The following is a 10,151-nucleotide window of genomic DNA, read 5'->3' as shown; positions in this document are numbered from 1 at the left end:
GGCGTTCTCCTCGTCGTGGGATGTGGGGGGCGCGAAACGCGCTTCGACGAGAAGTTCGCGGAACAATCGGTGCTACGGCGGGTATGCCCATACCCCGTCACACGAACCTAGCACGGGTCCGGCATCCGCTCGAGGCCAGCTCAGCGCCGCCAATTGCCGGTCCACAGCAATCACACAGGCAAATTCGGGAGCAGAGCACGGGTTTCCGTCGTTGAATGGAAGAGTGCTCGTTCGAAGCACCCCGTGAGGCCGAGTCCGAGGAGGTCGGGCCATGCACATCGCAGCCGACGAGATCGGAGCCGGCGTGCCCACCGGACCGGAGGGGGAGATGCGGCTCGGGCAGGTCACGGGAGAGGCGGCGAGCCGGGTCGGGCGGCGCAAGGTCAATGCGGACGCGGTGGCCATGATTACCGATACGCGGCGGGGGCGGACCGCGTTCGTGGTGGCCGATGGGGTCGGAGATCAGTCGGCGGCCGCGCGGGCGGCGCGGATTGTCGCGCGGACGGCGGCACGGGTGGCCGTTGTCCACGGTGCGCGCGAGGGCATCCTCGCGGCGCAGCGGGAACTACTGCGCGAGCTACCCGATTCCGCCGCGGACAGCGTGCTCGTCGTGGCGGTCCTGCCGGCCGGCGGGCAGGACGACGGTCCGTGCGATATCGCCTGGGTCGGTGACTGCCGTGCCTACCGGTGGAATGGCCGGGTACTGCACCAGATCACCACCGATCACACTGTCGCCGAATACTTTCGAGCGCGCGGACACAACCCGCTGCCGGGCATGGGGCATCTGGTCACCAGCTCGGCGCGCACGGCACGATCGAGTGATATCGGGCAGACGGCCACCGGTTCGAGCACGGGACGATTCCTGCTGTGCACCGATGGCGTCGGGAAACGCCTCGAAATGGCGGATATCAAAGCGATTCTCGCCGAGGGCATGCCGACCGGCAGCACCGTCGACGCTCTGATCGAGGCCGCACTGAACACCGGCGGGACCGACAATGCCACGGCACTGGTGATCGACGCGATCCCCGCCCACGCCGCTGACACCTGAGCGGGTGGCGGAAGCGCTGCACACTGCGTGACCGAATTCCCCGTCATCACGGCGTGCTTCTGGGCCGGGATCCACGACGTGCGGAGCGTTCTCGGTGTGGATTCCGGCCACAAGCACGCCGGAATGACGGGCGTCTACGCGCGGGACTTTCGGTCAGGCGTTTAGAAGAGGTTCGCCAGGCCGGACAGCGGTCCGGGCAGCCCCGAGACGTGCTTCCTGATGCCCTCCGCCACGGGGTTGGGGTTTGCGGCGCGGAGGCGGTCGAGTTCGGTTTGCATGGTGTCCACGGTGTGTTCGTAGTTGGCCTCGACCGTCGCCTGGTCGTCGGGGTCGCCGGGTTCGGTGGACCAGTTGAGCGGGGGGAGGAAGCTGACGTGGACCGAGGCGGGGAGGGGGATCTGCGGGAGGATCGGGGCCACACCGAAGGGGAGACCGACGGTGTAGGGAAAGACCTTGGCGCGCACCAGTTTGTCCAACTGGAGTAGCTTGGCGGTGCGCTCGCCGCGGCTGAGGACGAAGATGGAGTCGTGGCCGCCATTGGCTACCGCCGGGATGACGGGGACGCCGAGCTTCAGGGCCAGCCGGATGAAGCCCTTGCGATTGGCGAAGTCGATTCTGCCGCGGTCGGTCCAGGGGCGGCAGGCTTCCCAGTCGCCACCGGGGTAGACCATGACCGCGCCGCCGTCCTTGAGTCCCGCCGTGGCGGCTTCCTGGGAGGCGGGGATAACGCCGAAACTGCGCAGGCTGTCACCGAGAACCGGTGCGCGCAAAAGGATTTCGTGGGCCACGCCGAAGGTGGGTTCCTTCGGGCGGCGGTCCATCATGGCCATGAAGGTGATCCACACCTCGGGGGCCCAGTAGATGGACGAGTGATTGCCGATGACCAGCGCCGGACCGGAGGTCGGAAGGTTTTCCAGCCCACTGACTTCCGGGGTGAAATAGCTGGTGTAGGTCCGCGCAAAGGAGAGCAGCGGGTGGTTCGGGTCCGGTATCTGCGTGGTGGTGCTCATGTACCCATTCCTGTCTATCGCACTGGGCGGACGGGCGGCACGCAGCGGCCTGTGTCGACGCCGAATAGGCGTCGGGCGGAAATGAATTGCCCCGGTACATCCCCATTGATAGTCCCCGATGGCCGCGCGTGCGCGGACCGGTACGGCACTGCGCGCACCTCGTCGCCGCTCTGCGATCGATGGCCGCTACCGTCCTCCTGCGCCTTCGACGTTATCAGCCAAGCACTTGCTTGGTAGGAAGTGTGCGGAACCCAACATTCCGGGCCGGATGGCCAGCGAATTCGCGCGCGCCGCCCTAATATTCGAACTTCTGCCTGCGGAGCGCGGCATATTCTCGCCTCACCGCACCGGCGGCATGGTCCGGGCATCCGGATCCACGCCCACGGGCATTTGTGCGCCATTGTCCGGAATATTCGGCCGCGGGGCATTGGCCGAGCCGCGAATTTGCTGTTCCGGCGGGGGATTGACGCAGTAGTTCCACTTGCGAAAAGTGGGTTCCTGCGCCACGTAAGCCGGGGTCGTCCTGGTCGGGTACTGACAGAACGGGCGCGGCCAGAGATCGACGATGGCGTAGAACTCGCCGTCATGCGCCGGAACGCCCATGGCGGACGTACCCACCACCAGGGCCGGGAACAGGGCGCGGATCGCGGGCACCCGCAGTTGTGCGGAACGCACGATGGCGCTCATATTGGTCGCCAGATTGGTAATGGGGTCGGCATTGCGGTCCAGGATGTCGGCGGCGAGGGCGAGCATGCCGGGGGCATCGTCGAGGATCCGTCGGATCTCCTCGTCGGCCGCGATCGCCTGGTCGATGAGAATGCGCGAATTGCGGGTCAGCGTACCGAGATCCGGCTGTGCGTTGGAGGTGGTGGCGGCCACCGTGCGCAGATTGGTGATGAGGCTGGTGGTCTGTGGGAGCAGATTGTCCAACCCGGCGACGGCCAGGCTGATGCCATTGATGAACGACCGGAGCTGATCCGGTCCGCCACTGAGCGCGGTATCCAATTCCGTGAGTATGACGCTGAATTTGTCCGGATCGATCTGCGCGATCAGATCACTGCTGTTATCGAGCATCTGCCACACCGGGACCGGGGTGGAGATGCGCGACGGATCGAATCGAATCACCGAGCCGTCATCCAGGTAGGGGCCGTGATCGGTATGGGGTACGAAGTCGAGGTACTGCTCACCGGCCCCCGACAGCGCCTTCACCTGGATATCCGTATCTCGCGGAATCCGGTACCGCTCAGCGATTTCCGCGCGCACAGCCACCGCCGCACCCGTATCGGCCAGCTCCACGGCCTTGATCTGCCCGACGCGATACCCCCGCCAGGTGACATTGTTACCAACCTGCAAACCGCCCGACCGGTCCAGCTGCACGGTTACCGCGTACGTCGACCCCGGCAGCCGCACCCGCATGGTGTCGATCAGCAGATACCCGCCACCTGCCACAAGCCCGACCGTGAGGACTACTCCTGATGCCAGAAACCTGAAACGCTGAGGATTGCTCACGAGCCACCTTTTGCCGCCGTATTTCGGATCAGTGCAATAGCAAACTCTTGGCGAAATCGCGATCATAGTAGCCGGTGAGCGCGTGCTGGACCGGATATTGGGTTGCGGCGTCGTCTCGATCCGTCGTGAGAGCAGTGAAAACCGTGTTCCGGCAGCCATTCCGGCGGATTGCGCGATAGCGTGCGTTAAATGTCGGTTCTTTGTCTCATTGCGAGCGGGGTCCCCCGGAGCGCGCGCTCGAATGGTTCGTGGCGATCGCCGTCCGGCATGCCGAGGCCGAGCCGCGCCGGATTCTCGAAGAGCGCTACCGGCAGTCCGAGGCGAACCCGTAGTTCCCCCGGCGTCCGGGCGGAGTCCGTTCGGTGCCGTTCGTACCGGTGATTGTGGCGACCCCGGCCGTATCGGCGGGGATTGGAATCATTGCGACTGTGCGAGACCGGCATTTCACCCAAATCACAGCGCCCATCGGACGAGGGTTCACCCCGCTGAATCTTGATCGAACTCGCGACACGTCGACCGCGTCATGTGACGACACGCCGAGGAGGTGCGGTACTCTTCGCGCAGCTAATGGACGGCAACCGGAGTGCGGGGGCCGGAAGTGTGCTGTGGAAAGGGAGATTCGATGATCGCCCGCTGCGTGGGGTTGGCCGGTGTCGCATGTGCGAGTCTGGCATTGATATCGGGCTGCTCGGGGCAGAGCGCGGAGCCGGGGGAAGACGACCGGGAGATCGCGGCCGCCGACGCGTCGAACCAGTCCCGCAGTGTCTTCGTGACCGCGTGCGGTGGCACCGCCGCGGGATGGCAGGCGTCCGGGGTGGTGAGCAATCGCGACGATGTCGAGCATCGGTACGCGGTGGTCGTCAGCTTCATCACGCCGGAATCGACTGTGTTGGAACGCACCCGCACCGAAGTACTGGTACCGCCGGGGGCGACGGAGAATTTCACCACCGAGACTCTGCTCGATCCGGTGCGCCGTCCGGAGACGGTGAAGTGTGTGCTGCGGGACGTGGAACAGCTCTGAACTCGGCATACCGGTAGCTGGGAACCCCGCACAGGGTGTGCGCAAACCCGCCCGGCGGGGGTGGTGGAGCGCTTACGATCTGATCGGTTGGGCGCGACCGTTGTGAACTTGTCGGTGGCATGGTGCATGCTCTTGGCCAGAAAGTGTCCACCATCGCTCGGAGTGCCCCCATGTCGTCCCGTCGCACCAAGCCACAACCTTTGTCGGATAGTGAGATTCGACAGATCGCCTCGGATATAGAGGCGGGCCGTCCGCCCATGGTGTGGTTCACCTCTGCGGCGGTCGGCGTGCCGGAGGGGCGATCCGGAAAGGTTCTCGCCCTCGGTGATCCATCCGAAGGTGATTTCCTACAGGTCAAACCGGCAGGTACGAAGGATGTGCTGTCCTTCGGTCCGACCGAGGTAACGCTGGTCAAACCGCCCCGGCCTCAGAAAGAGGCCGCGGCCAAACCGAAGTCCGCCAATGCGAAACCGACAACGGCAACGAGGAAGGACTCCACAGTGACGATGTCGTCGCCCGTGACCATGCCATCGGCCCCGCCAGCCGCGCCGAAACCCGAAGCACCGCAGGCGTCAGCGAGCACGGCGCCGCAGGCGTCAGCGAGCACCGCGCCGCAGGGGGCAGCAAGCACCGCACCGCAGCCCTCCACGAACACCGCACCCGCGAATTCCGCTGCGGAAGCGGGCAAACCGGCGAAGCCCGCATCGCGTCCGGCCCGCAATGCCGCCGCGTCGGCAGCGAAGAAGTCGAAGCCCGCCGAGGTGACGGTGACCCTCTCCGGCACCGCCGACGGCGAGTGGACCCTCGACGTCGTCAACGGCAAGAAGCGCACCATTCGCGGCCTGTCCGTGCCGAGTTCGGCGGTGGCCCAGGCGGCCAAGATCCTGCACCCCGAGGTGGCCGAAGTGGTCGACTCGGTGCTGGACGCGGTACGCGGCGCGCAGCGCGCCAAGGTCGAGCAGTTGCAGGCGGAATTGGAGAACGCCCGGCGAATGCTGGACGACCTCACCAGCTAGTACCGCCCGGACAGGTCGATGCGGTGACCATCCTCGTCGGTCCGGCGTGAACACCCCTCGTCATTCCGGCATGCTTTTGGCCGGAATCCACACCAGCGGACTCGAAGAGCCACAGGTATGGATCCCGGCCGACAGCGTGTCGGGATAGCGGGTTGACCCCCGCCCTTCCCGACAGATCAGCTCAGGCGCAAGCGATTCCGTCGCCGTCCGGGTCCAGGTGCGGGCTATAGCTGGGCGCACCCCGCAGCAGCGGTGCGATTCCGGCGTGCTGTACGTCCTCACACGTGGCGTAATGCGGTCCGGGGCGATAACCCAGCCCGGCCATCATATCTTCGAGCATGATCGCGATACGTGGCCCCAGCATGCCCACCCGGTTGCCGAAATTGGCCGATCCGGTACCGGAACCGGTACCCGGCATCGAGCCGGACCCCGTCCCATTCGCGGAACCGGTGGCGGAGGAGGTGGCCGAACCCGGATTGGTGAGCAGATCGGCCGATTGGGAGGCCGATCCGGTGCCGGCTACGGCAACCTCGTTGCCATCGGGGGTCACCGCATCGGGAGCCACTTCCTCCGAGGGTGATTCGAGCGGTATCGCCAGCGCGGTGCTCGGCGCGGCGAAAGTCAGGGCGGTCGCGAACAATAGCGCGGCCGCGAGCCGGGGTGGGGAAATGGATGAACGCATATGAGCCTCGAAATCGATGTGGTGCTAAGCGATCGCGATCTCAGACCGCGGTCTCCCGATGCCAGACTCGTTGCCCGGTATCGGGGTGGCCCGATCCGAGATCATCATGGAAAACGTACCCGAGCGAGTATTCTTTCGCGTAGTACATAGCCGAATCCGCTTCGCGCAGAAGGTCGTACACGGTGGTATCACTGCCACGCGGCCCGCTGCAGGCGACTCCGATACTGGCCGCGATCCGAATCTCGGCGGCACTCAATTCGAATGGTTCGCCCAGTGCCGCCAGCAATCTTTGGGCGAGCAGCATGGATTCCGGCCGACCGACCGGAGTCAGCACCACGAATTCGTCGCCGCCGTACCGGGCCGCCGCGTCATCGCGGCGAATAATGCGCCGAATGCGCGCCGCCGCATTGGCAATCAGCTCATCGCCGACCGCATGCCCGTAATTGTCATTGACTCGCTTGAAACCGTCCAGATCGATGAACAGCAGTGCCAAGGGCTGTTCGCCCCAACGGTCCCGATTGCGGTGCAGGGCGCGTAGCAGCGCGGCGCGATTCAACAATCCGGTCAGCATGTCGTGATCGGCCTGATACTGCGCGCGGCGTTCACTGCGCGCGCTGCGCTCGATGGCGCGTTCGCTGCGCAGCAGCATTCCGACCAGCAGCATGGCGAACAGCGAGGCCACCACGATCCGATCCAGGGGATCCAGGCTGGAGCCCACCACCGTAACCAGTGACGCCACAATGAGCGCGATGGCGATAATGCTGGCGCGCTGCCGCGACCGATGCGACAGCATGCGGCGCGGCCCGCCGAGGGTGACCATGGTCGGGTGAATCGCCGCCACAGCGATCAGTGTGTACGCGAGTTGCACGGGCACCAACAGTGTTTCGTAGCCGATATGTCCCGCGAGATCGCCCACCAGAATGATCAGCATGGCCATGTGCACGAGCCGCAATGAGGTTTCCGAGCGTGCCGAGGTCACCACCGAATGCGCGACGACGGTCAGCAGGAGCGCGTCCAGCACCGGATAGGTGGCCGCGGTCACGGTGGTGAAGGTGATCCGATCGGCCGCGTGCAGGATCGGGGAGATGAGGAAGGTCCAGGCGGCCAGCAGTGCGCCCAATCCGATCAGCGCGGAATCCAACAGCAGATCGTGGTCGGCGCTGGACTGCCGCGGCCGCAGCCACAGCACCGCCGCCGCACCGATTCCGCAATAGCCGGCAAAGCTGAACAGATCGTCGAAGGGGTGTGTCTGCGAGTCGGTGAAATCGCGCAGCAGGGTACCGATGGTGAGTTGTACGGCGGCGATGGAGAGCAGGTACCAGGGCAGCGGTTGCGGCGGTCGGTAGCGGCGCAGCCCCACACAGATCATGATTACGCTGGATAGCACGGCGGCGCTCATGGTGATCAGGGCGAGCGGTCGGGAGAGTACGAGCAGCGGCAGGGTGAGGGCGGTCAGCGCGCAGCCGAACAACAGGGTGCGCCAGCAGATTCCGAATAATCGACCGGACCGCTCGGTCGGTCCTGTCTCCGTTCCCACCGGCCCCCCTCATCCGCTCCGTTCCCCATGGAGCTCGTGCTACGTCGTGATCTGCACTTCCTCCACCGTGAGGTCCACACCCGGCGCTGGCGAGAGTTCGGCTCGTACCGAATGGTCGCACCCGTGTACCGCTATCCGCTTCCGGGTAGTCGAGTCGATCATGGCACGAAAACGCGCGTCCCGTACCGGACTTGGACGAACGCGCAGTACCTCAGTATGTGAGGCTCGCTATGCTCACTGCGCACCGAGGACGACATCATGCATGACCCTGACCAAGCGGGAGCAGAGTTGGATTCGACAGCTGGTGTTCCGGATATAACCGCAGGCCGATCGGTTTCGATCGCCGGACAATGGCTCGCACCCGGCCGGGTCAATCTTATCGGCGAACATACCGACTACAACGACGGATTCGTCCTACCGATCGCGCTGCCACAGGGTGTGACGTGTACTGCCGCCAGCGGCGCGAATGGGGAGGTGCGGGTCGCTTCACGGCAGCGACCGGGTGCGGTGGTGACGTGGCCGATACCCGAAATCGACGACTCCGAAAGCGGGGATGCGGTCGGCCGCGTGCGGCATTGGCCGGACTGGGCCCGCTACCCGCTCGGCGTCGCGGCCGAATACCTGCGCCGTGGCCACCCGATTACCGGCGTGGATCTCGAACTGGACGGCACCGTACCCATGGGCGCGGGGTTGTCCTCCTCGGCCGCGCTGTCGTGCTCGGTGGCCGTGGCGCTGCGCGACCTGTTCGCCCCCGGCCTCACCGACGCCGAACTGATCGATATCGCGCGCACCGCCGAGAACGAGTACGCGGGCGTGCCGACCGGGATCCTGGACCAATCCGCATCCATACTGTGCCGCGCCGGACATGCGCTGTTTCTCGATGTGCGGACCCGGGAACACCGGCAGATACCGTTCGATCTGGAGCGGTTCGGCCTGCGGCTGCTGGTAATCGACACCCGTAGCCCACACCGTCTGGTCGACGGTGAATATGCCCGCCGCCGTGCGCAATGCGAGGCGGCGGCCGCCACCCTGGGGGTCGCGTCACTGCGTGATATCGCCACCATCGGCGATACCCGCCGTATCGGGGAACCGGTGCTGCGCCGTCGCGCTCGGCATGTGGTGAGCGAGAACCTCCGCGTGCGGCAGGTCGCCGATATCCTCGGCGCGGGTCGCGATCCACGCGAGGTAGGCCCCATCCTCACCGCCGGGCACGCCTCGCTGCGTGACGATTTCGAGGTATCCACGGATCGGCTGAATACCGCCGTCGAGGCGGCGCTCACCGCCGGTGCCTACGGGGCGCGCATGGTGGGCGGCGGATTCGGCGGCAGCGTGATCGCACTCGTCGACGCCCGCCGCGCGGCCTGCGTCACCGGCGTGGTCGAGGCCGCCTTCGCGGAGTCGGATTTCGCGGTGCCACACGCCTTTCCGGTGGTGGCGTCGGCTGGCGCGCATCGGGTCGAGTAGCCGAGGCGACCTGACACGCGCATCCGAACCGATCGGCGCCGGTCAGACGGACTGGACGGTTAATATTCGCGACACGGTTGTTCGTCTCCGCCCGATCGCATCGTCAGGAGAGCTGTATGCCGTTCCGTGTCGACCGGTCCGACACCGTGGCTGTCTTCCTGGCGGACGGGCAATTGCGACTGGATGCCGATCCCATCGACTACGCCTTGGTCGGACTGTATTTCGTCTTCGTGCTCGGTATCGGTTTGCTGGCCCGGCAGCGGGTGTCCAACAGTATCGACTTCTTCCTGTCCGGGCGGTCGCTGCCCGCCTGGGTGACCGGCCTGGCCTTCATCTCCGCGAATCTCGGTGCGGTCGAGATCATGGGAATGTCGGCCAATGGCGCGCAGTACGGCATGCCGACCATGCACTACTTCTGGATCGGCGCGGTCCCTGCCATGCTGTTCCTCGGCGTGGTGATGATGCCGTTCTACTACGGCTCCAAGGTGCGCAGTGTGCCGGAATTCATGCGGCGGCGCTTCGGGACCGGCGCGCATCTGGTCAATGCGTTGAGCTTCGCGGTGGCGCAGGTCCTCATCGCGGGCGTGAATCTGTATCTGCTGGGCACGATTCTGAATGTGCTGCTGGGCTGGCCGCTGTGGATATCGGTGATCGTGTCGGCGGTGATCGTGCTGTCCTACATCACTCTGGGCGGACTGTCGGCGGCGATCGACAACGAGGTGCTGCAGTTCTTCGTCATTGTCGCCGCACTGCTGCCGCTGACCCTGGTGGGCCTGCACAAGGTCGGTGGCTGGGATGGCCTGCGCGACAAGTTTTCATCATGCACGAGATGGATGTCTTCCATCTGTCCGGTCAAGGTGCGAG

The 10,151-nt window shown here is 65.6% G+C and carries 8 protein-coding genes and 1 pseudogene; 5 read left to right on the top strand and 4 right to left on the bottom strand.

Annotated features, from left to right (window positions below; all coding sequences use genetic code 11):
* Positions 1-271: 271 nt before the first annotated feature.
* Positions 272-1,048 (top strand): PP2C family protein-serine/threonine phosphatase, encoded by a 777-nt coding sequence (locus NU1_RS17940; RefSeq protein ID WP_157552447.1) that lies wholly within the window; start codon positions 272-274, stop codon positions 1,046-1,048.
* A gap of 161 nt (positions 1,049-1,209) precedes the next feature.
* Here NU1_RS17940 and NU1_RS17935 read toward each other — a convergent pair whose 3' ends face one another.
* Positions 1,210-2,058: a lysophospholipid acyltransferase family protein gene (locus tag NU1_RS17935; RefSeq protein WP_067522884.1), complete on the bottom strand. Its 849-nt coding sequence runs from the start codon at positions 2,056-2,058 to the stop codon at positions 1,210-1,212.
* A gap of 339 nt (positions 2,059-2,397) precedes the next feature.
* Entirely contained in the window at positions 2,398-3,567 is a 1,170-nt protein-coding gene (locus NU1_RS17930; RefSeq protein WP_067522882.1) for an MlaD family protein, read from the bottom strand.
* A gap of 622 nt (positions 3,568-4,189) precedes the next feature.
* On the opposite strand from NU1_RS17930, the gene NU1_RS17920 reads away from it, so the two are divergent.
* A complete protein-coding gene (locus tag NU1_RS17920) occupies positions 4,190-4,588 on the top strand; it encodes a hypothetical protein (protein WP_157552445.1) in 399 nt (132 codons plus the stop codon).
* 119 nt (positions 4,589-4,707) lie between these two features.
* Complete coding sequence (locus tag NU1_RS44060; protein WP_307644189.1) at positions 4,708-5,604, top strand: DUF6319 family protein; 897 nt, start codon at positions 4,708-4,710, stop codon at positions 5,602-5,604.
* Between the two features lie 181 nt (positions 5,605-5,785).
* Here NU1_RS44060 and NU1_RS43330 read toward each other — a convergent pair whose 3' ends face one another.
* Together NU1_RS43330 and NU1_RS17905 are read right to left on the bottom strand one after the other, a co-directional pair.
* Positions 5,786-6,286 (bottom strand): excalibur calcium-binding domain-containing protein, encoded by a 501-nt coding sequence (locus NU1_RS43330; RefSeq protein ID WP_245720179.1) that lies wholly within the window; start codon positions 6,284-6,286, stop codon positions 5,786-5,788.
* A 40-nt stretch (positions 6,287-6,326) separates the two neighbouring features.
* Positions 6,327-7,823 carry a GGDEF domain-containing protein gene (locus tag NU1_RS17905; RefSeq protein WP_067522871.1) on the bottom strand — a complete coding sequence of 499 codons (1,497 nt, stop codon included), beginning with the start codon at positions 7,821-7,823 and terminating at the stop codon, positions 6,327-6,329.
* 258 nt (positions 7,824-8,081) lie between these two features.
* Between NU1_RS17905 and galK the strand changes: the two genes are divergently transcribed.
* Positions 8,082-9,287, top strand: a complete 1,206-nt coding sequence (galK, locus tag NU1_RS17900; protein WP_084521545.1) for a galactokinase — start codon at positions 8,082-8,084, stop codon at positions 9,285-9,287.
* A 116-nt stretch (positions 9,288-9,403) separates the two neighbouring features.
* Positions 9,404-10,108: pseudogene (locus NU1_RS17895) on the top strand (sodium:solute symporter family transporter); the annotation flags it as partial.
* Between the last annotated feature and the right edge of the window lie 43 nt (positions 10,109-10,151).

Origin of the sequence: Nocardia uniformis NBRC 13702 (assembly GCF_001613345.1) — a bacterium.
Taxonomy (GTDB): domain Bacteria; phylum Actinomycetota; class Actinomycetes; order Mycobacteriales; family Mycobacteriaceae; genus Nocardia; species Nocardia uniformis.
This window is presented reverse-complemented; position numbering and strand designations above follow the sequence as displayed.